Origin of the sequence: Denitrificimonas caeni (assembly GCF_027498055.1) — a bacterium.
GTDB lineage: Bacteria > Pseudomonadota > Gammaproteobacteria > Pseudomonadales > Pseudomonadaceae > Denitrificimonas.
In genome coordinates this window covers 2,345,044-2,371,981 of record NZ_CP114976.1, presented here as the reverse complement: position 1 = coordinate 2,371,981, position 26,938 = coordinate 2,345,044, and the positions used below count along the sequence as shown (strand labels likewise).

Genomic DNA, 26,938 nt, shown 5'->3' with positions numbered 1-26,938 from the left:
GGTCCTGCGCTGGTGTTGTTTTGCTTGGGTTGTTGCTCTTGATGCTGTGCCAGCTGGACTGAATCTGTTTTTCCCTTAACGAGCCCGTCCGGGGCTCGATGCGGGCGCTGCGCCATCCATGGCTACGCTGGTCACAGCTCCAGTCCAGCTTGCGTTGAACAATTGCGTGGTTAGCAGGTTTTGCGTGGGTCTCTTTTGAAGCTCTGGTGTGTATTGTCTGGGCGGGTTATAGCTACGCTCGGTGGTCCTTTCTACCTGGCTTGACTTATCAGTGTGGTTAGCAAGTTTATTCGGTAAATACTGCCTCAATGGTGTTGGCAAAAAGTACACGTTCGGTCCAAAGGCTGAGTTCGGCGTCATTGGCTTGGAATAAGCGTTGCTCATATTGGTTAGCCTGTTCGTTAAATTTGAGTTTAAGTTGCTTGTAAAGAGTTGCGGCACGGCCGCGCTCCACACCTTGCTCAATGCCTTGGCGTTCAATAATTGAAATGTAAGTCATTTTATTATCCTCTTCGAGGTGCTCCAGTTGCTGATTGTAATATGGGGTGAGGTCTTCGGGTAGGGCTACGATCCATTCTAGAAAAATCACTAATTGGATGATCTGTTCGCGGGGTAGTTTCTTTTCAGCAGCTAGGCGGTAATAACCGATTAAGTTATCAACGCGAGTTTTCCCGTCTTTGATCAATTTTGCGGTGAGTTGTGCGGCAATGAGCAGGCCAAACGGGTTGGTGTGCTGTAGTAATTCATTGGTTTTATCTTGCCAGTCGAGTAGTTTTACAGTGGAAAAATCAAAGCGAATGCTGCAACCAGCTATGCTGTCGCTGTAATAGCTTGGTCTGAAGTTTGCTTGAGTATCGGTAAGCACTGCAAGGCTAATAACTGGTGTCTGGTAGCGATCACGAATGCGGTAATAATAAATAAACATGCGCTCAGCAAAGTTTGTTTCTGCTGCGCCTTGTACTTCGATATGAATTAAAATCCACTTTTCTGAGCCGTTTAAGAAATGAACTTTGACCAGTTTGTCAGCATAGCGTCGTGAGTTTTTCGCTTTGCGGGTGATTTTTTGCAGTTCTTTATCAAGAAACTCAATCGGTTTCTGCCAGTCGATTAGTGAGCTGATTTGTGGGTATAGAAAGTCCATAAAAGGTTTGAAGAAGACTTCTAAAGCACTTTTCCATGGGCTGTCATGGTCTTCGGGCGCGCTTTTACTGTATTGGGACATCGTAACCTCCATGTTACTTAGATTAAGTCCGATCTAAATACAGTATAGGTGCTACTTTTAGTTTTGCTGCTTAACTTGCGTTGTTGGTAGGATTTGCAGGCTTCTCTTTTGGGGGCTGGGTGTGTTGTCTGGGCGGGTTATAGCTATGACTTGTGCTGCTTGTTGGTTTGCTTGGGTTGTTGCTCTTGATGCTGTGCCTGCTGGACTGAATCTGTTTTTCCCTTAACGAGCCCGTCCGGGGCTCGATGCGGGCGCTGCGCCATCCATGGCTACGCTGGTCACAGCTCCAGTCCAGCTTGCGTTGAACAATTGTGTGGTTAGCAGGTTTTGCGTGGGCTTCTTTTATGCTCACGATTTTAAGCCAGAAGCCAGAAGCCAGAAGCCAGAAAGTCGAGTGTTAAGGGTGAGGTAGGCTCAGGTTATTTTTGCTCTGGCTCGTCAACGTTGTGCTGTTGTTGCTGCCAGAGTCTGGCGTAGTAACCGTTCTGTTCCAGCAATTCAGAGTGAGCGCCGCTTTCGACGATTGCGCCTTGCTCCATCACTAAAATGGTATCTGCATCGCGCACTGTGGATAAGCGGTGGGCGATGACTAATGTGGTGCGTTGGCGGCTGACTTCGTTAAGAGCGTCGAGAATCACTTGTTCGGAAATGGAGTCCAGTGACGAGGTGGCTTCATCGAGAATCAGTATGGGTGGGTTTTTTAGTAATACTCGGGCAATGGCCACCCGTTGCTTTTCGCCACCGGAAAGTTTCAGGCCGCGTTCGCCAACTTTGGTGCTGTAACCATCTGGCAGGCTTTGTATAAACTCGTCTAAGTTGGCTTGGCGAGCGGCATAGTGGACCTCTTCTTCGCTGGCGCTTGGGCGGCCATAGGCGAGGTTGTTGTAGATCGTATCATTGAACAGCACAGTGTCTTGCGGCACTACGCCAATGGCGGTGCGTAGGCTGTCTTGAGTGATCTGGCGTACATCTTGGCCGTCAATGCAGATGCTACCGCTGTTCACATCAAAAAAGCGAAATAATAAGCGCGCTAGGGTTGATTTTCCGGCACCGCTGGCGCCCACCACAGCAACTGTATGGCCAGCTGGAATGGTGAAGCTTACGCCTTTTAAAATCTCTCGATCAGGCCGGTAGCTAAAGTGCACATCGCGAAATGCGACTTCTCCTTGGCCGACGCTCAATGTTTTAGCGTCGGCAGCGTCTTCAATGGCAGATTTATCGCCCAGGAGGGCAAATAATCGCTCGACATTGACCAGCGATTGGCGGATTTCTCGGTAGACAAAACCCAGCGCGTTGAGTGGTACAAATAACTGAATCAAATAGGCGTTGACCATGGTGAAGTCACCGAGAGTCATCTGCCCGTTGGCCACTTCGCGCACTGCCATGGCCATGATGACAATCAGTGAAACGCCAATAATAAAAGCTTGTCCGGTGTTGAGTACGGCCATGGATAGGCGGTTTTTTAGTCGTGCTTGTTCCCATAGGTCGAGGCCGGCATCGTACTGTTCGGCTTCGAAGCGCTCGTTATTGAAGTATTTGACTGTTTCGTAGTTGAGTAAGCTGTCGATGGCGCGGGTATTGGACTGGTTATCACGGTTATTGGCTTCACGGACAAAGCCGGTGCGCCACTCGGTGACACGGATGGAAAAGATGACATAGATGACTACTGACACCAGTATGGCGAATACGTAGCTGACGTTGAAGGCGACCAGTAAAATGCTGGTGACCATGACGATTTCTAGCAGGGTAGGGACGATATTAAACAGGGTGAAGCGCAGCAGAAAGCTGATGCCACGGGTGCCGCGTTCGATGTCGCGGGCTAAACCGCCGGTTTTGCGGTCTAGGTGAAAGGCCAGTTCGCGGTTGTGTAAGTGGCGGAATACGCGCAGTGATACTCGGCGCATGGCGCGTTCGGCGACGCGGGCAAAGATGGCGTCGCGCAGTTCGCTAAATAGTGTGCTGCCAAAGCGGAGTGCGCCGTAGACTCCGACTAATATCAGTGGAATCCATAGCAGCATGTCGACACCGCGGTTTTGGTCTAGGTAGTCGACGATGTATTTTAGGGCTATTGGGGTTGAGACGGTGGCGACTTTGGCCAGTACCAGCATGGTGGCGGCTAGGAAGACGCGGCCTTTGTATTCTGCTAAGTAAGGCCAGAGTCCGGCGATGATTTTCCAGTTGGTTTTATGCTGTGGGGGGGCGTTGCTATCAGTGGAGGGGGGCACGGGTGTTCCTTTTTAGTGACAAAACAGCGGGCGTATGAGGTGGCGCTGCAGCGCTGAGATGATTGATATGGTTAGAGTTTACCTTACCGCTCTTAAATAAGTGCACTTAGGCTGCTTGCGGTCTGGTTTTGTTAGCTGCGGGGTTGTGCGAGCTGTGCTGCAGCGGTTTTTCCCTTAACGAGTCCATCCGGGGCTCGATGCGGGCGCAGTATCGGAGTTGAACCCTGGATGGGTTCATCGACGGAAGAACAGTTACAGCGCAGTACGACTAGCGCAGATATAAACAGCCAACCATATCCACACAAACCCTAGACACTAAAACTAGGGCTGTGCAGATAAAGGCTATGACTTAAGCCAGCATCCCACCATCAACGGTGAGTGTGGTACCTGTGGTGTAGCTTGAGGCATCACTGGCTAGATACAGTACAGCGCCGGCCATTTCACTGGGGTCAGCCACGCGGTTAAGCGGGATGATTTGCAGAGCATGCTTGAGAATGGCTTCGTTAGACGTTAACGCCGACGCAAATTTAGTATCGGTTAAGCCGGGCAGTAGGGCGTTGCAGCGAATACCAAAGCTGGCGCAGTCTTTGGCGAAGGCTTTGGTCATGCTGATGACTGCAGCTTTAGTCACCGAGTAAATACCCTGCAGTTGCGCTGGTGAAATACCGTTTACTGAGGCCACATTAATAATGCTGCCACCGCCGTTTTCGCGCATCAACTTGCCTGCTTCCACTGACATAAAGAAGTAACCGCGGATATTCACATCAACAGTTTTCTGGAATGCGCCCAGATCCGTATCCAAAATGTTGCCGAAGAACGGGTTGGCTGCAGCGTTATTGACTAGAATATCGAGGCGGCCAAACTGCTCGCGAATCTGCGCAAATACGGCGCTGATCTGCTCCATCTCACCAATATGACAGGCCATCGCCGTGGCTTTACCACCAGCAGCAGTAATGGTTTCGACAATGGCTTCGCAGCTTTCAAGGCGGCGGCTGGAAACAATCACATGCGCGCCTTGTTGGGCCAGTAATTGCGCAATAGCCGCACCAATGCCACGGCTGGCGCCGGAGACAAAAGCGATTTTACCATCGAGATCAAATATTTTTGTTTTAGACATAGAGTACCCCTTGAGAGACATGGCGTTATAGCGTGGATTTTTTTATGACGTTAAGCGCCATCTGTTCTAACAAAGCATTGAGCTGCACAAAGGGTGCAAAACGCTTATCTTTGGTTTGTCCGTGATAGAAACGGTAATAGATTTGCTGGACGATACCGGCTAAGCGGAACAAGCCATAAGTGTAGTAAAAATCAAAGTTAGGAATTTCAATACCGGCTTGTTTGGCGTAGTAGTCAACAACTTCTTGGCGGGTGAGCATGCCTGCTGCATTACTGGGCTGGCGGCGCATCATTTGTACTGGCGCAGGGTCATCGGCCTCAATCCAGTACGCCAAGCTGTTACCCAGGTCCATTAAAGGATCACCAATGGTGGTCATTTCCCAGTCCAATACACCAATGATCTGCATGGGGTTGTTTGGATCCAAAATCACATTATCAAAGCGGTAGTCGTTATGAATAATGCCGGGCTTAGGATGATCCGCGGGCATTTTAGCGTTTAGCCAAGCTTTCACTTCAGTCCACAGCGGCGCATCTGGAGTCAGGGCTTTTTCATAGCGATCACTCCAGCCTTCAATTTGTCGCTCAACATAGCCCTCTGGCTTACCCAGCTCTGCTAGGCCGCAAGCTTCATAATCGACCTGGTGCAAGTCCACCAGTTTGTCGATAAAACTTTCACACAGGGCTTTGGTTTTTTCCGCAGTGAAATTCAGCTCAGCGGGAATATCCGAGCGCAGAATAATGCCTTCCACCCGCTCCATTACGTAAAACTCATCACCAATGATGGATGGATCAGTGCAGTGCACATAGGCTTTTGGGCAATAGGGAAAGCCATCGTTGAGTTTATTGAGAATTAAAAACTCGCGGCCCATATCGTGCGCCGACTTGGCTTTTTTACCCAAAGGCGGACGGCGTAACACCAAATCCTGCTCGGGGTAGGATAATAAATAGGTCAGATTGGACGCGCCACCTGGAAATTGGCGAATCGTCGGCTCGCCAGTCAGGTGTGGTAAGTGCGGCTTGAGATAGCGCGCAATCACCGCAGCATCCAGCTCTTCACCTTCTCGTGCCTGGATAGTTTGATCAGCAAGTGACATATCTAGCCCTTATGTTTATAAGTGGTTGGGTAGAGTTACCCAGTTAATCTAATAGCCAGCGTAGTGATCCTCAAGCGTAAAGCGGCCCTTATAAGCTTGAGTGTTGGTTGGTTATTGATTTTAGTTATGATGCTGGTTGTGCACTGAGTTCGAGCCAGATCGGGGCGTGATCAGAGGGTTTCTCCATGGCACGCAACTCATAATCAATGCCTGCGGCGCAGATCCGTGAACGCAATACCGCAGTAGTCAGAATAAAATCAATCCGCAAGCCGCGCTTGGGTTCATCGGCAAAACCACGGCTGCGGTAGTCAAACCAGCTAAAGCGGTCATCGACTGTTGGGTATAAAACCCGATAGCTATCTTCCAAGCCCCAGGCCATCAAGGTCTGCATCCACTGGCGCTCTTGCGGTAGAAAGCAGCACTTACCTGTGCGCAGCCAGCGCTTGGCGTTGTGATCACCGATACCAATGTCGATATCTTCAGGGGCAATATTAAAATCACCCATAATGACCAGTGGATCTTGAGGGGTAAAACGGCTTTCTAGCAGCTGTTGCAAGTCAGCGTAGAACTTTTCTTTAGCAGGAAACTTAGTCGGGTGACTTTGGTTTTCTCCTTGCGGAAAGTAACCGTTCATCACCGTAATGGTTGCGCCGTTACTGTCGGTAAAAACACCCCAAATAAAGCGGCGCTGAGCTTCGTCGTCATCCTCAGGGAAACCTTTATGAATCTCCAAAGCTGGCAGCCGCGATAAAAGTGCCACTCCATAGTGGCCTTTTTGTCCATGGTAGTGAACCTCGTAGCCTAAATCGCGTATCATCTGTTCTGGAAACTGTTCATCAGCGACTTTGATTTCTTGCAAACCGATTACATCAGGCTGATGTGTATTAATGATTTCTTCCAGCTGGTGAGGACGAGCGCGTAAACCATTAATATTAAAAGAAATGAGTTTCATAATAACCCTTAGTGCAATGAAATAACCCAGGCAACGCGCTGACTTTTTAGGAGCAGTGAGCACTATGCTGGGGCGAATATTGGGCGGTGGCATTGCATATTAAGTGTATGACGAGCCTTGTTGCAGTGAACTGCATAATAATTACGGAAGCCAGCCCAAAATGCGTAAATTGAACTTACGACAATTGATCTTGCTGTTGAGTGTATCAACCGCGGTGTTGATTTTAGCCAATACTTTTTATACCAGCCATAAAACTCAACGCGATTTACTGATTGCGCAAACGCTTGAGGCCAACCAAGCCTACGCTTCAAAAATGGCCAACAGTATTGAAGACTTTTTGTCCGCAGCTCAACAGCAGTTGGCCTTTGCTGCGCAAGATGTCTTGCTGGCTGGTAATAATCTAGAAAAGCTGGGGCATATTGCTAACCGTTTAAACGAGCAGACTGATAGCTTTAACTCGGTATTTATTGTGGATACCAGTGGCGTGGTGATTGCAGCTTCGCCAGAGGCTGTAGGCTTGTTTGGTAAGGTGGTGATGAGTGAGGGGGCTGAGCAAGCATTACGCGAGCGCATTCCTTTAGTCAGTAAGCCTTATGTTTCCGTAACTGGCCGTTTGTTGGTGTTTATTTCCCAACCCATTATTGACGCGCAAGATAACTACTTAGGTTTTATTGGCGGCTCTATTTATTTGCATGAAAAAAGTATCTTGTACTCTTTGTTGGGGCGTCATTACCATGCCAACGATGCTTATATTTATGCTGTCGATAGCGGTGGTCGGATTATTTATCATCAGGATGCTGAGCGTATCGGCGAGGTGATTGTTGGTAATCCGGTGATTGAAAAAGTAGTCAAGCAACAAACCGGCAGTCAGTACTTACTCAATTCTCATGGTATTGAGATGCTTGCCGGTTATGCGCCTGTCCCCAGCACCAATTGGGGCGTGGTTACCCAGCGCTCCTTGGAAGCCACTTTGTCTGGCATGGATCAGCAGATGCTAGCTGTGGCGAAGTACAGCTTTCCGTTTTTTATCTTTATTGTCTGGCTGGTGTGGTTGGTTTCACGTTGGATTTCCAAACCACTGTGGCAGCTGGCACGCAGTGCTGAAGAGCTGGACGAACCGGATATTAATACACAGATTTCCAGTATTTCTGTGTGGTATTTTGAAGCATCGCAGTTAAAAAGAGCGATGTTACGCGGCTTAGCCGGTCTCAATAAGAAAATGGGCAAGCTCAACTTAGAAAACATTACTGATCCGCTGACTGGTTTGATTAATCGCCGTGGCATGCAAATAGCGCTGGATGAATGGGAGCGCCAAGAACAACCCTTTTCGGTAATAGTGGCTGATATTGATCACTTTAAGCGTATTAATGATGAGTTTGGGCATGATGTAGGGGATAGGGTTTTACAAACTTTAGCCCAGCATATGCAGGCGGCATCACGACCAGATGATTTGGTTTGTCGCTCTGGCGGGGAAGAATTTGTCATACTGCTACCGCAAACAGAAACAGCAGTGGCCCATCGAGTGGCTGAGCGCTTACGCAAACGTATTGCTGAGAGCATTTGTCCAAACGTAAATAGGCCAGTAACCTTATCACTGGGAGTTGCCAGCTGGCCGTGTGGTTCAGCCAGTATTGCTCAAGTTCTTAAAAATGCGGATATTGCCCTTTATGCAGCAAAAGACGCTGGACGCAATCAGGTACAGGCCAGTCAAACTGCATGTGAGTAGCACTCGCTAGAGTCTTCTCAGAATCTAACCTAGGACGTTGACTAAGCTTTTATGAGTACTGGAATCAGGCGTATCGCCGTCATCTGCAGTACCGCTGTGCTGCTAATCCTGTGGTCTTTTGCCAGCTATGCACAAGACCGTCTCGATGTTCAGGTGACACCAAAGAGTGCTGCGCTGAAAAAAAACATTGAAGTGTATATTCATGATTTAAGCGAGGGTGATGCCAAGTCGCTGAATGCGATGAAGCGTGCCGTGCAAGAGCGTGCGCGCTTGGCCAGTGAGGCACTGGGGTATTACCAAGCAAAAATTGTCGTGCGGGTGACCGATGATGCCAATCCAGTGATGCAGGTGCTGGTGGATCGCGGTGAGCCGGTGCGTTTGCGGTCGGTAAATATTGTCGTGGAAGGACCAGCTGCAGAGTTGCCGGCCTTTGCTTTGCCGGATGATAAGCGTTTAGAAGTCGGTGCGCGTCTTGATCACAGTGCCTATGACGATGTGAAAAGTATGCTGCAAAATCAGGCTTTACGCTTTGGTTTTTTTGCCGCGCATTTTACTAAAAGCGAGTTGCTGATTGATCCACAAATTGGCGCTGCTGATATCAACCTGTTGTTTGACAGCGGCCCACGTTATTTACTGGGGCCGGTCAGCTTTTCCGAGAAAGCCAAAATTGACTCGCAGCTACTGGAACACTTAGTGCCCTTCAAGCCTGGTACACCCTACAACTCTGCGCTGGTCGCCAAGCTTAATCAAAACTTGCAGTCCAGTGGCTACTTTGAAGATGTGCGCGTGGATGCGGTGGGCGCTGCGGACGGACCTTTGGAAATTCCAGTTACCGTCAGCTTAACCCCAATTAAGCCGCGCACGCTCAGTTTAGGTGCGGGGTTTTCCACCGACGTTGGCCCCCGTGCCCGCTTTGGTTGGGAGCGGCACCGGGTCAACGCCAAAGGTCATAAGCTGGGTTTTGACAGTGAGGTTTCTAAACCACGACAAAACGTTTCGACCTGGTATCAGGTGCCATTGTCGGAGCCGCTGACCGATTATGTCCGCTTTTTCACCGGTTATCAGCGTGAGGATTTGGTGGATGTTGATAGCCGTTTAATTAATATTGGTGCCCTGTGGCAGTCGCGACTCCCCAGTGATTGGATGCGAGTGCTCTCGCTGACGTGGGAGCAAGAGCAATATAACTTTGGCTCAGGCAGTAAAGATGGCCGCAGTAGCTTTTTAATGCCGGGCGTAAGTTATTCCGTGCTACATAGCGATTCCCCCATTGATCCGAGTCGCGGTTACCGCTTGCAGTGGGAAGTGCGTGGCGCCAAGCAAGATGTGCTGGCCGATGCTGATTTGTTACATGTCACTGCTTTAAGTCGCGGACTGATCACTCTTGCTGATAAGCATCGCTTCCTTGGCCGTGTACAAATTGGGGCAATTTCCACCAATAACTATAATAAAATACCGCCGTCCTTACGCTTTTTTGCCGGTGGCGACCAAAGTGTGCGCGGTTATGGTTATCAAACCTTATCGCCCCGTGATCGCCGTGGTAAGCGAGAAGGTGGACGTTACATGATTGCGAGCAGTGTTGAGTATCAATACAGCTTTGCTGAGCAGTGGCGCGCGGCAACCTTTATTGATAACGGTAATGCCTTTAACTCCTTGAGCGACAGCCTTAAAACCGCTGTGGGTGTGGGTATTCGTTGGGTATCGCCAGTGGGGCCGATCCGCTTAGATTTAGCCCAACCCTTGAATGATGACAAAGGCTGGCGGATTCACTTTTCCATGGGGCCAGAGCTATGAAGCGCATCAGCATTGCCGTTGTGTTAACTGTGCTGGGTTTGATTTTGCTAATGCTGGGCGCAAGCTACACTGTGCTGGCCACGCAGGCGGGCAGCCGTTGGATGCTGAATCAAGTGCCGGGCTTAATGGTTTCTGGTTGGCAGGGAGCCGTGCTAACTGAATGGCGCGCGGAAGAATTACAATGGCAGCAAGAGGGTATGTCGCTGCACTTAAGCAACGCGCACATGCAGATACGCCCCAGCTGCTTGCTGCGCAGCACCTTGTGTCTAGATGCCTTAGAAGTTGAGCGCATTGCGCTTGTGCTGCCGCCCACAGAAACCACCGATGAGCCGGAGCAAGCACTTGAGTTGCCTGACTTACAGTTGCCCTTGCAGATTGAGGTGCAGCGCCTCCGTGTGGGCGAGTTTATTCTTAATGGTGAATCATTAGTAACTGCTGCAGGCTTGCGTGCCCGCTGGTTGGCTGATGGCATTCATATTGCTGAGCTGGGCCTGAGCCACCAAGAGTACAGCGTGCAAGTTAAAGGCAATATTGTTCCGCATGCCGATTGGCCGTTGCAGTTACAAGTGGCTGCGCAGATTCCCATTCCTGACGAGCCAAGCTTAACCGTGCAGGCTCAGTTGAGTGGCAGCTTGCATACACTGACTTTAAATGCGCAGACCGCAGGTTATCTGGCGGCAACCCTCAAGGGTGAGGCGCAGGTTTTGGATGCGGATTTGCCTGTGCAGTTAACTGTCAATGTGGCAGAGTTTTTAGCTGCTGCGGATTTGCCAGAAACCCTGACACTGGCCGATTTGGTCGTGCAAATGCAGGGCAATATGCAGCAGGGCTATCAAGTGACGGCCGAAGGCTTGTTGGCTAAAACTCCCGAACAAATGCGCCTGGATTTGGCGGCACTGGTCAACACCAGCGGCGCAAAGTTGGAATCTTTGCGCTTAAGTGCCAGTGCACAAGAGTTTGTAGCCTTGCAAGGTGCGCTAGCTTGGCAAGATGAGTTACAAGCCGATGCCCAATTGCAGTGGCAAGAGTTCCCTTGGCATAGCCTATTAGAGCAAGACGATATTCCCGTGCAGCTGCACAGCCTGACTGGGCACGTCAGTTATCAGGCAGGTGATTATCAGGGCCAACTGGATGGCGCTTTAGCGGGTCCCGCCGGGCCATTTACTTTAACCACAGCGTTTGCGGGTGATTTACAGCAAGTGCAATTAAGTCAGTTGCTGCTGGAAGCTGGCCAAGGACGCTTACAAGGCACGGCCACTGTTGGCTTTGCCGAGGGTGTGGAGTGGTTGGCAGATATTCAAGCCAGTCAGTTAAACCCTGCGTACTGGGTGGCAGAATTACCCGGCGAGCTGGCGGGCAATATTCATAGTCAGGGTGCTCTGCATGATGGGCAGTTGCAGGTTGAGGCCACAGCAGACATTAAAGGTAAATTACGCGACTCACCAACCCAGTTGCAACTGGAGTTACACGGCGCGCAGCAGGGGCAAGAGGTTGCCTTGTGGCAGCTTAAACAAGCCAACATCCAATTTGGCGATAACCGCATCACTGCAACAGCAAAAGTTGATCAAGCGCTGGCTGCCAACCTGCAGTTGGAGTTGCCACGACTGGTGCAGTTGTGGCCCGGCTTAGCGGGTAAAGCCGAGGGGACAGTGAGTGTCGCCGGTACTTTAGATAAGCCGCAAGGCCAGGCACTATTACAGGCCGGCGGTATTGCGTATGACGGCAATAAAATCGGCAAATTGCAGCTCAGCAGTAGCTTGCTGGCATCACAGCAAGCACAAATCAGTCTAAATGCTGAGCGGGTTTGGGTGGGCGATAACGAGCTTGGCACTCTGCACATTGACGGCTCGGGAACATTGGCAGCACACAAAGGCGAGCTGTCTTTAACTGGCCCGCTGCTGCAAGCACAACTCAAGCTCAGTGGCGTACTGCAAGACCACGATTGGCTAGGTCAGCTGCAGCAATTATCGATCAGCAGTCATGAGCAAAACTGGGCTTTAGAAAAAGCGACTGCGATCAGCTATTTAAATACGGGTGAGCTGACTATTGCTGCACATTGCTTGCGTGACAAACAGTCCAGTTTATGTGCCGGTAAACAGCAAATACTACCGCAGACCAAAATCGATTACCGCTTGTTGAGTTTTCCGTTGGCAACTTTACAGCCTTGGTTGCCCAGTGACGCGCAGATTAAAGGGCAGGTCAATGGCGTCTTTAAGTTAGAGTTGCTGGAAAAAGGCCCTATAGGTCAGATCTTATTGGATGCCGGGCAAGGCCAACTGCGCGTGGAAAATGATGAGCAACCACAGGTGTTTGCTTGGCAAAGGCTGCGCTTAAGTAGCGAACTCAGTGCCAGCGCCATTAAGTCTAAGTTTCAGTTAAAAGGTGTGGACAGCGGTAATTTAGAAGTCACGGCAGATATTGATCCACTGTCGGCGAAGAAAAAACTGCGCGGTAATTTTATTATTGAGAACGTTGATTTATCTGCTCTGCGACCATTTATTGCAGAAGTGGAAACAGTGCGTGGCGTGCTGGATGGGCGCGGCACTTTAGCGGGTGATTTACTTGCGCCTTATGTCACAGGCTTTGTCCAAGTGCGTGATGGTCAGCTCAGTGGCGGGGAGTTGCCAGTACCTTTTGAACAGTTGCAACTGCGCGCCGATATTAAAGGTGAGCAACTGCAGCTCAAGGGCGGTTGGCACAGTGGTGATGAGGGCACAGGGCGTATTTCAGGCAGTGTCAGCTGGGCTAAGCAGTTACTGGTGGACATTGATATTAAAGGCCAACAGTTACCGTTGCAGGTTGAGCCTTACGCTGATATTGAAATTGCCCCAGACCTGCACGTGAGCCTAAAAGATCAGCGCTTATTTATTAGCGGTGAAGTGGCTGTACCTAAAGGCTTGATCACCATTCCACAGTTGCCCGAGCAAGCGGTACGTATTTCACCGGATGCGCGAGTGATTGGCCAGGCTGAGCCAGAGCCAGCCATGCAAGTGGCAATGGACGTGACAGTGAATGTTGGTGCGGAGCGCTTGCGGTTTTCAGGGTTTGGCTTAAATGCGGACTTGCGTGGTCATTTGCAGGTGGGGGACAACATGGCCGGGCGCGGCATGTTAGAGCTGCTCAATGGTCGCTATCGCGCTTATGGACAGCGCCTAGAGTTACGCCGCGCGCGTTTGCTCTTTGCTGGGCCTTTAAGCCAGCCTTTTCTGGATATTGAAGCGGTGCGGGTCACCGGCGATGTGACTGCAGGTCTGCGCTTGAGCGGTCCGGCTGATCAGCCGCGCAGTGAAATTTTCTCCACGCCGGCGATGAGTCAGGAGCAAGCTTTGTCGTGGTTGCTGCTTGGGCGGCCGCTGCAAGGTGGTGGTGAAGATGGCAATGTTATGGCACAAGCGGCGTTGGCTTTGGGTTTAATGGGGACTGCGCCCATTACCAGTAAAATTGCCGAAGCCTTTGGCGTGCAAGACTTTAGCCTCGAAAGTGAAGGCAGTGGCGTTACCTCAAGCGTAGTAGCTACAGGGCGCATCAGTGAACGCGTGAGCCTGCGCTATGGTGTCGGTGTTTTTGAGCCGGCAAGTACCTTGGCGCTGCGTTATGAATTGACTAAACGCTTGTATTTAGAAGCGGCCAGTGGCTTGGCCAACTCCTTGGATATATTTTATAAGCGCAACTTTTAAAACCGATTAACGCCCATTAGGGCAGTGCTCGGCACAGAAAAAAGTCACTTTAAATTAGGTGGGGGTGGACTTTTATGCTATACTGCGTGCATCGAAGTCACCCAAAAGTGGTTCAATGTGTAGTTTCTGTTTGCGCTTTATCCCCTCCTTGATGCTCCATCTTTATGAGAAACGCTGGCGTGGTGGTCTATAGCTGGTTTCCTTCTCACATCATCCGATGTCTTAATTTAGTTTAAATAAAGAGTCACTTGAGTTGTGTTAACACTTAAGCGGACAACTGTATCTAAAAATTAAGGACGCTCTAAAAGAGCTGCTGCTTATAAACCGAAGCTTAAATGGTTTAAGTGCTTTTTCAGAGATTCCCTAAGGGGTTTCAAAATGTATTACTGGTTTATGTTGGCCTTAGCCGTAGTTGCTGAAGTAATCAGCACCGTAGGAATGAAGTACGCCGCAACCAGCTCTCCTGTCTTTGGCTATGTGGTCATGGCAGTGATGATTTCTTTGTCGTTTTATGCGTTTTCACGTGCCGTTGTGCACATTCCGTTGGCAGTGTCTTATGCAATCTGGGAAGGCCTTGGCTTGTTCTTGATTGGTGTCGCCGGTGTAGTGCTGTTTGGTGAATACCTCACGCTAGTGGAAATGTTCGCCATTGCTCTGATGTTGTTTGGCTTGCTGCTGGTGACCTTTGATAAGGGCCAAGCAGAAGACGGGCTTGATGAGCCAGCTGTGGTAAAGGGCCTTGATCAGCCTAAGCCGGTGCCTGTGGCTAAAAATACCAATGGCGTAACTTTAGGTGAGGTGACGCTATGATTCTGCCAGCGTCGTTACTCATTGGTTCGGTATCTTTGGACTTAGTGGCTTGTTATTGCGTAAAGCGCTCGAAAGGCTTTAAAAAAGCGATTTGGGGTGTGGCAGGCTTACTGTCTATTATCTTAGCGTTTGTGTTGCTGAGTTTTGTCGTGCGTTATATTCCGCTTGGCATTGCTTACTCAGTCTGGGGTGGTTTAGGTGTGCTGGGAACAGTGCTGCTGGACCGTCTGCTATTTAACTCGCGTTTAGGCAAGCAGGGCATGATTGGCGTGGTATGTATTGTCGCCGGTATTGTTGCCATGCAGTTATAAGCTAAAGCGCGCGGCTGACAAACGCTGTTAGTCGCTACTTTATGTTCCAGTTACCACCTCTTAAAGCGGCAAGCTCTTGCCGCTTTTTTTGTGCCTGAGCACTTTAGCTCCGCTCGCGCCTTGTTTTAGTTGGCACAGTCTTTGCTTTAATTCTTATACATAGCTACGGGCGTCAATTGCCCACCGCGGAGGATTATCCATGGACAAGATGCTGTATATCTCCATGACTGGCGCGAGCCAGAACACACAAGCCTTACAAGCCCATGCCAACAACTTGGCGAACGTGTCTACCAGTGGCTTTAAGCGTGACTTCGAACAAGCGCGCTCAATGCCTATGTTTGGTGATGGCTTACCTGCTCGCGCTTATGCGTTAACTGAGCGTCCCGGTACAGACTTTACTGCCGGTACCTTACAAGAAACTGGGCGCGACCTGGATGTGGCAGCCATTGGTGATGCTTGGTTGGCGGTGCAATCCGCTGACGGCACAGAAGCCTATGTGCGCACTGGCAGTCTGCAGGTGGATAGCTTGGGCATGTTGCGCACTGCTGCCGGGCTGCCAGTTTTGGGGAATGCCGGCCCTATTGCTGTGCCGCCCGAGCAGAAAATTGAAATTGGCCAAGACGGTACCATCAGTATTCGAGCCTTGGGTGAAGCGCCCAGCGTTATGGCTGAAGTAGACCGGCTTAAACTGGTTCTGCCGGATCCTAAGCAGTTAGAGAAGGGGGCTGATGGTTTAGTCCGCGCCCGAGATGGACTGTCATTTGCGGCAGATGCTAATGCCCGTGTGACTTCAGGTTTTACCGAATCCAGTAACGTCAATGCTGTTGAAGAAATGACTGCAATGCTGGCCTTATCACGACAATTTGAGCTGCAAGTGAAAATGATGCGCACCGCTGAGGATAATTCCTCCGCAGTGGCACGGATCATGCAGTTAAGTTAGTCATCTAGCCAATTAGGCATTGCAGCGTCATAAACTCGACGCTCGAGGAGAAAAACCATGCTTCCAGCACTTTGGGTCGCAAAAACAGGTTTATCCGCACAGGACATGAACCTCACGACCATCTCTAACAACTTAGCCAACGTTTCGACCACAGGTTTTAAACGTGATCGTGCTGAGTTTGAAGACTTGCTCTATCAAATCCGCCGTCAACCCGGTGGACAATCCAGCCAAGACAGCGAGCTGCCAAGCGGTTTGCAGCTGGGTACGGGTGTGCGCATTGTTGGCACGCAGAAAATCTTTACCGCAGGTAGCTTACAAACCACTGAGCAACCTTTGGATATGGCGATTAACGGTCGCGGTTTTTTCCAAGTATTGATGCCCGATGGCACTGTGTCGTATACCCGCGATGGTAGTTTTCACTTGAGTTCAGATGGCCAAGTGGTGACCTCCAGTGGTTTCGCCATTGAACCGGCCATTATGCTGCCGCCAGAAGTGCGCACCTTTACTGTAGGTGAAGATGGCACAGCAACAGTGACCACTGCCGGTAATCCGCAGCCACAAATTGTTGGCAATATTCAAATCACAGACTTCGTCAATCCAGCGGGTTTAGAAGCCATTGGTAATAACCTATTCCTGGAAACTGCTGCCAGTGGTGCGCCGCAAGACGGAACTCCTGGACTCAATGGTTTGGGTACTGTGCTACAAAATACGTTGGAAAACTCTAACGTCAGTGTGGTTGAGGAATTGGTGAACATGATCACCACGCAGCGCGCTTATGAAATGAACTCAAAAGTCATTTCTACCGCGGATCAAATGCTGTCCTTTATCACTCAGCAGCTTTAATACGGTTAGTGGGGTAGTGTGATGAAACGTTCATTGATGGTGATAAGTCTAACTGCAGCAGCGCTGGTAACAGGTTGTATGCCGGTGCCGCCTAAACCAAATGATCCTTACTATGCGCCGGTTTTACCGCGAACGCCGCTGCCTGCCACGCAAACCAATGGTGCTATTTACCAAGCCGACTTTGACACCAATTACTTTACTGACCGCAAAGCCTTTCGCGTGGGTGACATTATTACCATTAGCTTAAATGAGCGCACCCAAGCCAGTAAAAATGCTAACTCGCAGATTCAAAAAGACAGCAATACTGATATCGGCGTGCCCAATATTTTAGGTATGGCCGTTTCGCCGAAAAACCCGTTGTCGGGCTTGAGTGCTTTGGGGATGACCAACGATCGACTCAGCTTAGAAGCAGGTTACGGTGCTAAACGCTCCACTAAAGGCTCTGGGCAGTCTGGGCAAAGCAATAGCCTATCGGGCTCGATTACCGTGACCATCGCCGAGGTTTATCCCAATGGTGTGCTGGCGGTACGCGGTGAAAAATGGTTAACCCTTAACACCGGTGATGAGCTGGTGCGTATTTCTGGAATTGTACGTGCAGATGACATCAGCACCGATAACGTCGTCTCGTCGACCCGCATTGCCGATGCCCGCATTACCTACTCAGGTACCGGTGCTTTTGCCAATGCCAGTCAGCCAGGCTGGTTAGATCGCTTCTTTCTTAGCCCTATGTGGCCCTTCTAAAGGTAGGACAAACTATGCCTAAGTATTTAATTGCCTGCCTACTAGCTTTGCTGTGTAGCGGTTTAGCGCACGCCGAACGACTGAAGGATCTGGCCACTATTCAAGGTGTGCGTAGCAACCAGTTGATTGGTTATGGCTTGGTGGTGGGGCTCAATGGCAGTGGTGACCAAACCACACAAACCCCCTTTACCGTACAAACCTTTAACAACATGCTTTCGCAGTTTGGTATTAAAGTGCCGCCAGGTGGCAACGTGCAGTTGAAAAACGTTGCCGCGGTTTCCATTCATGCTGAGCTGCCAGCCTTTGCGCGCCCGGGGCAAACTATTGATATCACCGTATCGTCGATCGGTAACGCAAAAAGCTTGCGCGGTGGTAGCTTGCTGATGACCCCACTAAAAGGGATTGATGGCAACGTGTACGCCATTGCTCAGGGTAACTTGGTGGTTGGCGGGTTTGACGCCGGTGGTGCTGATGGCTCACGCATTACCGTCAACATTCCGTCAGCGGGACGCATCCCTTCTGGAGCCACAGTGGAGCGCGCAGTGCCGAGCGGCTTTAATCAAGGCGACTACCTGACCTTAAACCTCAACAGCCCAGACTTTACTACGGCAAAAAATATCGTTGATAAACTCAATGACATGTTAGGTCCGCAAGTTGCACAGGCCATGGATGCTGGCTCAATCCGCGTGGCTGCGCCGTCTGATCCAAATCAGCGCGTGGACTACTTATCCATTATCGAAAACTTAGAAATTGAGGCTGGCCAAGCGGTGGCAAAAGTCATCATTAATGCCCGTACTGGCACCATTGTTATTGGTCAAAATGTGCGGGTGCAGCCTGCGGCAGTCACGCACGGCAGCTTAACTGTAGTCATCACCGAAGATCCTATTGTCAGCCAGCCGGAAGCCTTCTCTGGAGGCGAAACAGCCATAGTGCCGCGCTCTAGAGTGAATGCCATCGAAGAGGCGAAGCCAATGTTTAAATTTGGTCCGGGCACAACCTTAGATGAAATTGTCCGCGCCGTGAACCAAGTGGGGGCGGCTCCTTCTGACTTAATGGCAATTCTTGAAGCCCTTAAACAAGCCGGCGCGCTACAAGCCGACCTGATTGTGATTTGAGGATAAAGTTATGAACTTACACAGCAGCAGCGTAGCCGATAGTGGCGCTTATACTGACTTAAACCGCCTGCACCAGCTGAAGGTGGGTGAAGGCCGTGATAGCGAAGCCAATATCCGTAAAGTCGCGCAAGAGTTCGAATCATTGTTTCTTAGCGAAATGATGAAAGCGATGCGGGCTGCCGGTGATGTGTTGGCTGATGATAACTTTATGAACAGCAATGAAAGCAAAACCTACCGCGATATGTACGACCAGCAGTTGTCGCTGACATTGTCGCAAGGTAAGGGCATGGGGATGGCGGATGTTTTGACCCGCCAGCTGTCACAAGCACCTAAGCCCAGCACTGCAAACCCCTTTACCCAAGAAATTGTTAGCCCAGCGGCAGCGCCGGCCACACAGGCAGTGCCAGCCAAAGTCAATGTGGCGCTAGATCGGCAGCGTGATGATACCGCACTGCTTAATCAGCGTCGTTTAGCCTTACCAGTGACCGCTGCAGGACGTGCTTTAGCTGGGCTTGGAACAGCCGCGCAAGGCTCTTTTGCCAATAATCTTGGCCAACAGAGTGCACGAGAAGCGCAAAACTTTCAGGTCGCAAAAAGTTACCCAGCTGCCGAAAAAAATACTTTAGCAACAGCCAATGCTGTCGATATAAACCGTAAGCAATTTGCTTCGCCGGAAGAGTTTGTCGCGACGATGTTGCCCATGGCTGAGCAGGCGGCAAAAAAACTGGGCGTTGATCCCCGTTATTTAGTCGCGCAAGCAGCTTTGGAAACAGGTTGGGGTAAATCCATTATCCGCGGCAGTGAAGGTGGCAGCAGCCACAACTTATTTGGCATCAAAGCCCATGGTTGGGGTGGCGGCTCTACCCAAGTGACGACATCTGAATATGTGCAAGGTGTCAAAGTAAAAGAGAAAGCAGATTTTCGTAGCTATGCTTCATTTGAGCAAAGCTTTAATGACTACGTGGATTTTTTACAAAGCAATGGTCGTTATCGACAAGCATTGCAAGCGACTGCCAACCCTGAGCGCTTTGTCAGTGAATTGCAGCAAGCAGGGTATGCAACTGATCCACAATATGCGCGCAAAATATCGCAAATTGCGCAGAAAGTGCAGACTTATCAGCAGGTGGCTAGCGTCGAACAGTCACGTACGAATGTACGGGCGTGAGGTGAATTATGTCTGATTTATTAAGTATTGGATTATCTGGGTTAAGTGCCGCAAAAACCAATTTGTCGGTGACAGGGCACAATATTACCAATATCAACACCCCAGGTTACAGCCGTCAGGACACCGTGCAAACCACACGTCCGGCGCAGTTTACCGGTGCGGGCTATATTGGCTCAGGCACCACCTTGGTGGATATTCGTCGCAGCTATAATGAGTTTTTAACCGCCCAGGTGCGCTCCAGTACCACCCTGAACAGCGATGTGAAAGCGTATAAAAGCCAAATTGACCAGCTCGATAGCTTATTAGCTGGCACCACCACAGGTGTCACGCCGTCATTGCAGGCTTTTTTCTCGGCTACGCAAACTGCCGCAGAAGACCCCGCCAATATTCCCGCGCGCCAGTTGGTCTTAGCCGAAGCCGAAGGGCTTGCCCGCCGCTTTAATGGCATTTATGAAAACGTTAACTCGCAAAACAGCTTTATTAACAAGCAGTTGGTCACCACTACGGATCAAATTAACCGTTTAGCACAAACGATCGGTAGCCTTAACGCAGCCATTACCAGCGCCGGTACCAATGGCCAGCAGCCCAATGATTTGCTGGATGAGCGCGATGAAGCGGTGCGGCAGCTGTCTGCTTATATTGGTGTGTCAGTGGTGGTGCAAGATGACAACAGCTTTAACCTTTCGGTAGGCAGTGGCCAGCCGTTAGTGGTCGGCAGCACGGTGAATAAATTAGAAGCAGTACCCGGCCGTGGTGATCCCACTAAGTTTGAAGTGGACTTTATCAGTGGCGGTTCGCGACAAAATATCACCAACAGCATTAGTGGCGGTGAAGTGGGCGGTTTGCTGCGCTACCGTGAAGATGCATTAGACCCAACCCTCAACGCTTTAGGTCGCTTAGCAATGAGCATCAGCTCAGAAGTGAACAGCCAGCTAGGGCAGGGTTTAGACCTGAAAGGGCAAGTGGGTGTTGGTCTATTTGGTGACATTAACGACCCTAAGCTCACTGAGCTGCGCGTGCGGCCCATGGCTGGCAACATCAGTGATGCCAGCGGTGCCATGACGATCACTAACACTCAGTTACTGACAACCAGTGATTACCGACTTGAATTTGACGGCACCAATTACAGCGCCCATCGTTTAAGTGATGGTGCTGCCATGAACGTGGTGGTGGGAGCCAATGGAGAACTGAGCTTCACCGATAATAGCGGCCGTGATCAGGGCATTAGCCTACAAATGAGTAATCCGCCGGCACCTGTGGCGGGCGATCGCTTTATTCTTGAGCCAACCCGCCGCGGCGCTACAGATATTTCTGTACAATTGGATCAGGCCGATCAACTGGCTTTTGCCGGACCTTTCAAAGCTGGCGCTGATTTACAAAACAAAGGTAACGGCACCATTGGCCAGCCATCGGTAGAAATGGCGCTTAATCCAGACAACTTACCGCAAGCTAACTTTGTTACAGAGACTCTAAACCTCGATAACCTCAAGGCTGTTGGTGAGTTGGAGTTGACCTATAACCAAGCAACGCAAAAAGTAGAGTTTGTTAATTTGCCGCCAGGCGTCACCATCACTGGCGTACCTGTTGAAGGCCAACCGGCACCGGGAGCGATTACTGAGCTGGACTTTACCTCAGGGCAAACCAACCAGCTCAGTTATGCCATTGAAGTGGACGTGGGCGGTGTCAAACAAAGCTACACCATCAACCAAACCCTCAGTGGTCGCCCGGAAAATGGTGATAAATTTACCGTTAGTTTTAACCAAAATGGCGTTTCAGATAACCGCAACGCCCTCAAGCTGGCTGACTTGCAAAACCAGCAAGTGATTGGTGTGGATGCCAGTATTAAAGGCATCAGTACTGGGGTGAGCTTTAACGATGCCTATGGCGATACTGTTGAGCGCGTGGGCACTTTAACCGCCCAAGCACGGCAAGATGAAGTGGCCACGGGGGCGATTTTAAAGCAGTCAACGGACAACCGTAACTCGCTGTCAGCAGTGAACTTGGATGAGGAAGCGGCCAAACTGATTCAATTTGAACAATATTACAATGCGTCAGCACAAGTTATTCAAGTTGCGCGCTCATTGTTCGATACATTGATTAATGCATTTAGATAATTTGCGGCTGCCCTCCAGCAGTCAGAAACATTAGGAGTCAGGCAATGCGTATTTCAAGCCTACAAGCGTTTCAAAACGGTATTCAGGGCATACAGCGTAATTACGCTGCGGCCATTCGTACCAATGAACAGATCAGTTCCGGTAACCGTATTTTAACGCCGGCCGATGATCCTGTTGCCGCAGTCCGCCTAATGCAGCTTGAACAGCAGCAAAATATGCTTGGCCAGTACAAAAATAACCTCACTGCGGCCAACAACAGCTTGGCGCAAGAGGAATCCACGCTGAACTCAGTCAACACCATTATGCAGCGTGTGCGGGAGTTGGCCGGAGAAGCTGGAAACGGTGCGCTCAGCCAGAGTGATCGTCAGTCGATTGCTGCTGAGTTACGTGAGCGCGAAGACGAAATGCTCGGCTTAATGAACTCGCGCAACGCCCGTGGTGAGTATTTATTCTCTGGTTTTCAGGGCAAAACCCAGCCCTTTGTTCGCCAGGACGATGGCAGCTTTTCTTATGAGGGTGATGAAGGGCAGCGCCAGTTACAGATTGCCAGTTCGCTGAATGTAGCGATCAGCGACAGTGGTAAGAAAATTTTTGAAAACATTCCCAATGCGGCACGCTTAGACGCCGACTTAACCAGCACAGCCGGCTCAACTTTGGCGGTTTCAGCCCCATTGGTGCAGGATGAAGTGGCATTTTCTGGCAGCCCTGCGTTTCCGCAGGATGGCATTGAGATTCGCTTTGGTGATCCAACGGCTACACCGCCAGGTGACCCTAAAAACTATGAAATATTTGCCAAGCCTTACACTGCAGGCGATCCAGTACTGCAAAGCGGCCGCATGGACGATGACGATAAGCGTCAAGACTCCATCGTCTTTCGTGGGGTAGCGATGCACTTTGATGGCGTGCCCGCCGGTGGCGAAACTATTAGCGTAACCGCAGATCCAGCCCGTGAAAAACAAGGCGTACTGGACACCATCCACCAGCTGCGTATGGCTTTAGAAGACAACACCGACAGCCCCGCAGGCAACCGCGCCAACCGCGACGCCGTAGCTGCTGCACTGACCAATATTGATCATGCCATGGTGGTGATTGACGGCACCCGTGGTGACATAGGTGCGCGCATGAACGTAATCGCAACCACACTCACCGACAACGAAGACGTGACCCTCGTAAACAAAAGCGTACAGGCAGAGCTGCAAGAAGTGGATTACCCAGAAGCCTTATCTAAGCTGGCTTTCCAAAGCGTAATTCTCGAAGCTGCGCAAATGAGTTTTGTGAAGGTCAGTCAGTTGAATTTGTTTGATAAGATTCGGTGATTTGCACAAATCTAAGGTGCAACAAACTAACCCTGCTCTAAATAAAGCAGGGTTAGTGCGTTAAAGGGCAGTAGGTTAAATAGCTAAAAAAGATTTCAAAAAAATTAAAGTTATTTGCCAAGCCGACGATATAGAGAGTGAATGCAACATAACTGGGCAATATAGAGTTAACAGTTGAAAGCTCGCACCCAGTTAGAATTTTGATTAGCCCCTGGAGGCATATACCATGGCACTTTCTGTTAATACTAACGTTTCTGCGCTCAACACTCAGCGTAACCTCAACTCTTCATCTAACGCTTTAGCCACATCCTTGCAGCGCCTCTCCACAGGTTCGCGCATCAACAGTGCAAAAGATGATGCGGCTGGCCTGCAAATTGCTAACCGCTTAACCAGTCAGGTGAATGGTTTGAACATCGCCGTTAAAAACGCCAACGACGGTATCTCCATGGCGCAAACTGCGGAGGGTGCATTGGAGCAGTCCACTAACATCCTGCAGCGCATGCGTGACTTGTCTTTGCAATCGGCCAACGGCTCCAATAGCGATTCAGAGCGCAAGGCACTGAACCAGGAAGTGACCGAGCTGAAAAAAGAACTGGAGCGTATTGCCAACACCACCAGTTTCGGTGGTAAGAAGTTGCTCGATGGCTCATTTAAAACCAACACCTTTCAGGTTGGTGCCTCTGCCAACGAAACCATTAGTGTCAACATTGCTGAGATGTCTACCTCGGCGCTGAGTTCTAAAGTGCTGGAGACGGCGATTAGCTTGGACGATGTTGCTGCAAGCATGAAGGTTGATGTAAGCAAGCTGTCTTTTAATGCTCCAGTTTTAGGTGATACTGATCCGAACCCCCTAGATGCAACAGATGCCAGCTTGACAGGCGCTACTGGCTGGACTTCAGGCACAGCTCCAGATGACTCTACTGGCAGTGTTGATTTTTCACAAGAAATCACATTTTCTGCAGGCGATAAGATAACGGTAAATTACGGTGGCGAGGAGTTTGAGGTTACGCTTGCAGAAGAATTGAAATTCACAGCCACTGCTGAGATTGAAGAAGTGACTGCCGCTCCGGGTACTATTGCTGCTGATGTTAAACTGGGAGACTTGACTGCTTCTCAAAAAGCACAAGTAGATGAAGCAATTCAGACAGCGTTGGACACAGCGTTTAAAACAGCTTTCCAGGGCGGGATTACTGAAAACCAAAAAGAGGCTGTAACAGTAGTTCAGCAAGGGATGGCAGAAAAATCTTTGCAGAGTTTAGCTACTGAAATCAATGATAAAAACATTGGAGTTGGAGCATTTGTTGTCGAGGGTGAAGGGCTACAATTGGTTGCAGCTGCAAATGGTGATGATGATGATGGAGTTGCAGCCATTACAAAAGCCTTGAATGAACTCAAACTTGATGGTTTTGACCTCAGTGAAATTGTAGTGCCTGCGTTTACTGCTGAAAGCTTGTCCATTGCAGACATTGACTTGAATGAGGTGGATGGATCTCAGAGAGCCATCATTGCGATTGACCAGGCCATCCAGCAAATCGATGCCCAGCGTGCTGACCTCGGTGCGGTACAAAACCGTTTCGAGAACACCATCGGTAACTTGCAGAACATTGCCGAAAACGTAACCGGAGCCCGTGGCCGTATCCAAGATACCGACTACGCCGCCGAAACGGCTAACATGAGTAAGCAGCAAATTATGCAACAAGCCGGTACGGCAATTCTGGCGCAAGCCAACCAGTTGCCACAGGCTGTACTCAGCTTACTGCGTTAATCGTAAACCGCTCCATCAAAAGGGTCGCCTCGTGCGGCCCTTTTTGTTGTGGTTGCACACTAGAGTGTACGGAGGTGGGGCGGCTAGAAAAACGGCATAGTTTAAGTAAGATAACAAAGTATCAGGTTGATTTAATAAAAAACACAAGAAATAGGCTATTATTAACAAAATCCTTGCTTGGTTAATAAAACATGTCCTATGTAGGCTATGAGTGGATACGTCAGCAATTAAAATTGCAGGTCTTCCCTATACGCAGGCCAGCGCGGGTTGGTCCTGTAAGCCGCTTGGCTATTGAGGACAATGCGCTGCGTGTTCCTGCTGCCGTTGCGCCACAAGGTGATTCGTTACTAGCGCATCTGCTCTTCGCAGTAAAGCATGAGGGTATCAACTTGCAGGTACTGGCGCAGTGCTTGCCGAAGCTTGCCGCACATGAAATGCTCGTCGCAGTTATGGCACAGCCCTCCGGTCGCTATGTGCGAATTCTTGGTTTTTTATGGGAAGCTTTTAGTCAGCAATTACTTGCCGAAGAGCTACTAGTGACTGGGCCGACTGTCGCTGTGTTTGATCCTAAACGTTATATTTGTGGCCCCGACCAGCGTTGTGCCCGTTGGCGGGTTAACTTTAACGGGCTGGGCAACACTGGTTACTGCGTTACCGTAGAGCGTACGCCAGAAATTACCGAGCTGCTGGCACAAAATATTCTAGAAAAAGCCAACGCGTTTGCCTGCGGCCTGAGCCAACAAACCTTGGATCGTGCGATGAGTTGGGCCTACCTGCATGAAACTCAAAGCAGCTTTGCTATCGAGCATGAACAGCCACTGCAGGACAAGGCGCAGGCTTTTGTGCAGTTGTTGCGCCAAGCCCATGAGTCACGCTTATTGGATGAATCCTATTTGGTGGCTTTACAGAATCTGTGTATTACTAATCCGCTGGATAAGGCTGTTTTTTATCGTCACCAGCAGAACTGGTTGCAAGGCCCGCTGCGCGGCGCTATGGGCGTAACCTATGTCCCGCCCGAACCGTCAGAGGTTAGACTGCTCATGGTGGAGCTGTTAAAGCTGGCCAATCATTGGCATGGTAAGGTTGAGCCTTTGGTGGCTGCTTCTGTACTTTCATTTGCTTTCGTTTTTATCCACCCATTTATGGATGGCAATGGGAGGTTGTCCCGTTTTTTGTACCACTACATGCTGGCGCAATCGGGACAGTTGCGCAAAGGTTTGTTGCTGCCCGTTTCTGTGGCGATGAAGCGCAATGAAGATGCTTATTTACAAGCATTACAGAGCTTTTCTATACCAATGCGCGAACACTGGCAGGTTGGTTGGCTAGGGGATGAGGATTACACGTTTGACTTGCTGGCCGATCAATCCTTGTATCGCTATTGGGATGCCACAGAATGCGTGCTTTTTGGGCTGCGTATGGCACAGCAGGCACTGGAGCAGGATCTGTACGAAGAGACCCGCTTCTTGCAAGCGTTCGATAGAGTTTACCGCGCCATTGACCTGCGTTTTGATGTACGCGGAAAGGATCTGAGTGTACTGGTAATTAGTGCGTTACAGAATCAGGGCAAGGTTTCTAACAATCGCCGCAGGCAGTTCCAGAATACTGTACAGCCGCAAGTATTTGATGCCATCGAAGAGTTAATTGGTGGTATCTAAACAAGGAGTCCGTTCTGGTGGGGGTGCTGATCCGGCGCTATTTTGCCGGCGGACGGCATAGGGCTTCCTATAGCTAAAGCTGTGAGCATTGAATGCCGGAAAGAGTAAAGTCTAGAGGAGTGATGATTTGGCGCGCTAGTGCTGCAGGTCATGGCGCTCTTAATTTAAGTTGTTTTGATTGATTACAGCTATTTTTGCTTAAGCTGGCACGCTTCCTGCTTTTGTCTTTGTGTGTAAGAGAAACTGTCAAAGGCTTGGCTAAAACCTTAAAGCCCTAAGTTTGCTCTTGCGCTGACGATAACTAAGACGATAGCTAAGTATTCGGGTGCCTGAACTGGGCAAGCCCAAACAGCAGCGTCT

Annotated in this window: 19 protein-coding genes; 14 read left to right on the top strand and 5 right to left on the bottom strand. The window is 50.0% G+C overall.

From position 1 onward, the window contains the following. Positions 1 to 286: 286 nt before the first annotated feature. The 5 genes from O6P33_RS10985 to xthA form a co-directional block, all read right to left on the bottom strand. Entirely contained in the window at positions 287 to 1,222 is a 936-nt protein-coding gene (locus tag O6P33_RS10985; RefSeq protein WP_269817819.1) for a hypothetical protein, read from the bottom strand. Positions 1,223 to 1,641: 419 nt separating this feature from the next. Then, complete coding sequence (locus O6P33_RS10980) at positions 1,642 to 3,447, bottom strand: ABCB family ABC transporter ATP-binding protein/permease (RefSeq protein ID WP_269817818.1); 1,806 nt, start codon at positions 3,445 to 3,447, stop codon at positions 1,642 to 1,644. A 349-nt stretch (positions 3,448 to 3,796) separates the two neighbouring features. Beyond that, positions 3,797 to 4,564, bottom strand: a complete 768-nt coding sequence (locus O6P33_RS10975; protein ID WP_269817817.1) for an SDR family oxidoreductase — start codon at positions 4,562 to 4,564, stop codon at positions 3,797 to 3,799. Between the two features lie 25 nt (positions 4,565 to 4,589). Beyond that, on the bottom strand, positions 4,590 to 5,657 hold the full coding sequence (locus O6P33_RS10970; RefSeq protein ID WP_269817816.1) for a phosphotransferase family protein: 1,068 nt from the start codon (positions 5,655 to 5,657) through the stop codon (positions 4,590 to 4,592). A 124-nt stretch (positions 5,658 to 5,781) separates the two neighbouring features. Continuing rightward, a complete protein-coding gene (gene xthA / locus O6P33_RS10965) occupies positions 5,782 to 6,609 on the bottom strand; it encodes an exodeoxyribonuclease III (RefSeq protein ID WP_269817815.1) in 828 nt (275 codons plus the stop codon). A 160-nt stretch (positions 6,610 to 6,769) separates the two neighbouring features. On the opposite strand from xthA, the gene O6P33_RS10960 reads away from it, so the two are divergent. From O6P33_RS10960 to O6P33_RS10895, 14 genes are all read left to right on the top strand, one after another. After that, positions 6,770 to 8,335 (top strand): sensor domain-containing diguanylate cyclase, encoded by a 1,566-nt coding sequence (locus tag O6P33_RS10960; RefSeq protein ID WP_269817814.1) that lies wholly within the window; start codon positions 6,770 to 6,772, stop codon positions 8,333 to 8,335. Positions 8,336 to 8,386: 51 nt separating this feature from the next. Continuing rightward, positions 8,387 to 10,126 (top strand): autotransporter assembly complex protein TamA, encoded by a 1,740-nt coding sequence (locus O6P33_RS10955; protein ID WP_269817813.1) that lies wholly within the window; start codon positions 8,387 to 8,389, stop codon positions 10,124 to 10,126. After that, a complete protein-coding gene (locus O6P33_RS10950) occupies positions 10,123 to 13,803 on the top strand; it encodes a translocation/assembly module TamB domain-containing protein (RefSeq protein WP_269817812.1) in 3,681 nt (1,226 codons plus the stop codon). Before O6P33_RS10955 ends, O6P33_RS10950 begins: the two co-directional genes overlap by 4 nt. Before the next feature lie 378 nt (positions 13,804 to 14,181). Further along, positions 14,182 to 14,613, top strand: a complete 432-nt coding sequence (locus O6P33_RS10945) for an SMR family transporter (protein WP_269817811.1) — start codon at positions 14,182 to 14,184, stop codon at positions 14,611 to 14,613. Continuing rightward, entirely contained in the window at positions 14,610 to 14,924 is a 315-nt protein-coding gene (locus tag O6P33_RS10940; RefSeq protein WP_269817810.1) for a DMT family transporter, read from the top strand. Before O6P33_RS10945 ends, O6P33_RS10940 begins: the two co-directional genes overlap by 4 nt. A 199-nt stretch (positions 14,925 to 15,123) precedes the next feature. Further along, a complete protein-coding gene (locus tag O6P33_RS10935; protein ID WP_269817809.1) occupies positions 15,124 to 15,864 on the top strand; it encodes a flagellar basal body rod protein FlgF in 741 nt (246 codons plus the stop codon). A gap of 57 nt (positions 15,865 to 15,921) precedes the next feature. Beyond that, the gene (gene flgG / locus O6P33_RS10930) at positions 15,922 to 16,707 is read left to right on the top strand and encodes a flagellar basal-body rod protein FlgG (protein ID WP_269817808.1); all 786 of its coding nucleotides are present in this window, start codon (positions 15,922 to 15,924) and stop codon (positions 16,705 to 16,707) included. 21 nt (positions 16,708 to 16,728) lie between these two features. Then, positions 16,729 to 17,448, top strand: a complete 720-nt coding sequence (gene flgH, locus O6P33_RS10925) for a flagellar basal body L-ring protein FlgH (protein ID WP_269817807.1) — start codon at positions 16,729 to 16,731, stop codon at positions 17,446 to 17,448. A gap of 14 nt (positions 17,449 to 17,462) precedes the next feature. Continuing rightward, the gene (locus O6P33_RS10920) at positions 17,463 to 18,563 is read left to right on the top strand and encodes a flagellar basal body P-ring protein FlgI (protein ID WP_269817806.1); all 1,101 of its coding nucleotides are present in this window, start codon (positions 17,463 to 17,465) and stop codon (positions 18,561 to 18,563) included. A 10-nt stretch (positions 18,564 to 18,573) separates the two neighbouring features. Continuing rightward, complete coding sequence (flgJ, locus tag O6P33_RS10915) at positions 18,574 to 19,728, top strand: flagellar assembly peptidoglycan hydrolase FlgJ (protein WP_269817805.1); 1,155 nt, start codon at positions 18,574 to 18,576, stop codon at positions 19,726 to 19,728. An 8-nt stretch (positions 19,729 to 19,736) separates the two neighbouring features. Beyond that, entirely contained in the window at positions 19,737 to 21,842 is a 2,106-nt protein-coding gene (gene flgK / locus O6P33_RS10910) for a flagellar hook-associated protein FlgK (RefSeq protein ID WP_269817804.1), read from the top strand. Positions 21,843 to 21,886: 44 nt separating this feature from the next. Continuing rightward, entirely contained in the window at positions 21,887 to 23,158 is a 1,272-nt protein-coding gene (gene flgL, locus O6P33_RS10905) for a flagellar hook-associated protein FlgL (RefSeq protein ID WP_269817803.1), read from the top strand. A gap of 226 nt (positions 23,159 to 23,384) precedes the next feature. Beyond that, positions 23,385 to 24,923, top strand: a complete 1,539-nt coding sequence (locus O6P33_RS10900; RefSeq protein ID WP_269817802.1) for a flagellin — start codon at positions 23,385 to 23,387, stop codon at positions 24,921 to 24,923. A 191-nt stretch (positions 24,924 to 25,114) separates the two neighbouring features. Further along, on the top strand, positions 25,115 to 26,578 hold the full coding sequence (locus O6P33_RS10895; protein ID WP_269817801.1) for a Fic family protein: 1,464 nt from the start codon (positions 25,115 to 25,117) through the stop codon (positions 26,576 to 26,578). Positions 26,579 to 26,938 lie beyond the last annotated feature (360 nt).

Excerpts from the sequence above, each read along its gene's own strand:
- O6P33_RS10985 (WP_269817819.1), bottom strand. The coding sequence starts at position 1,222 with ATGTCCCAATACAGTAAAAGCGCGCCCGAAGACCATGACAGCCCATGG.
- O6P33_RS10975 (WP_269817817.1), bottom strand. The coding sequence starts at position 4,564 with ATGTCTAAAACAAAAATATTTGATCTCGATGGTAAAATCGCTTTTGTC.
- O6P33_RS10970 (WP_269817816.1), bottom strand. The coding sequence starts at position 5,657 with ATGTCACTTGCTGATCAAACTATCCAGGCACGAGAAGGTGAAGAGCTG.
- xthA (WP_269817815.1), bottom strand. The coding sequence starts at position 6,609 with ATGAAACTCATTTCTTTTAATATTAATGGTTTACGCGCTCGTCCTCAC.
- O6P33_RS10960 (WP_269817814.1), top strand. The coding sequence starts at position 6,770 with ATGCGTAAATTGAACTTACGACAATTGATCTTGCTGTTGAGTGTATCA.
- O6P33_RS10955 (WP_269817813.1), top strand. The coding sequence starts at position 8,387 with ATGAGTACTGGAATCAGGCGTATCGCCGTCATCTGCAGTACCGCTGTG.
- O6P33_RS10950 (WP_269817812.1), top strand. The coding sequence starts at position 10,123 with ATGAAGCGCATCAGCATTGCCGTTGTGTTAACTGTGCTGGGTTTGATT.
- O6P33_RS10945 (WP_269817811.1), top strand. The coding sequence starts at position 14,182 with ATGTATTACTGGTTTATGTTGGCCTTAGCCGTAGTTGCTGAAGTAATC.
- O6P33_RS10940 (WP_269817810.1), top strand. The coding sequence starts at position 14,610 with ATGATTCTGCCAGCGTCGTTACTCATTGGTTCGGTATCTTTGGACTTA.
- O6P33_RS10935 (WP_269817809.1), top strand. The coding sequence starts at position 15,124 with ATGGACAAGATGCTGTATATCTCCATGACTGGCGCGAGCCAGAACACA.
- flgG (WP_269817808.1), top strand. The coding sequence starts at position 15,922 with ATGCTTCCAGCACTTTGGGTCGCAAAAACAGGTTTATCCGCACAGGAC.
- flgH (WP_269817807.1), top strand. The coding sequence starts at position 16,729 with ATGAAACGTTCATTGATGGTGATAAGTCTAACTGCAGCAGCGCTGGTA.
- O6P33_RS10920 (WP_269817806.1), top strand. The coding sequence starts at position 17,463 with ATGCCTAAGTATTTAATTGCCTGCCTACTAGCTTTGCTGTGTAGCGGT.
- flgJ (WP_269817805.1), top strand. The coding sequence starts at position 18,574 with ATGAACTTACACAGCAGCAGCGTAGCCGATAGTGGCGCTTATACTGAC.
- flgK (WP_269817804.1), top strand. The coding sequence starts at position 19,737 with ATGTCTGATTTATTAAGTATTGGATTATCTGGGTTAAGTGCCGCAAAA.
- flgL (WP_269817803.1), top strand. The coding sequence starts at position 21,887 with ATGCGTATTTCAAGCCTACAAGCGTTTCAAAACGGTATTCAGGGCATA.
- O6P33_RS10900 (WP_269817802.1), top strand. The coding sequence starts at position 23,385 with ATGGCACTTTCTGTTAATACTAACGTTTCTGCGCTCAACACTCAGCGT.
- O6P33_RS10895 (WP_269817801.1), top strand. The coding sequence starts at position 25,115 with ATGTCCTATGTAGGCTATGAGTGGATACGTCAGCAATTAAAATTGCAG.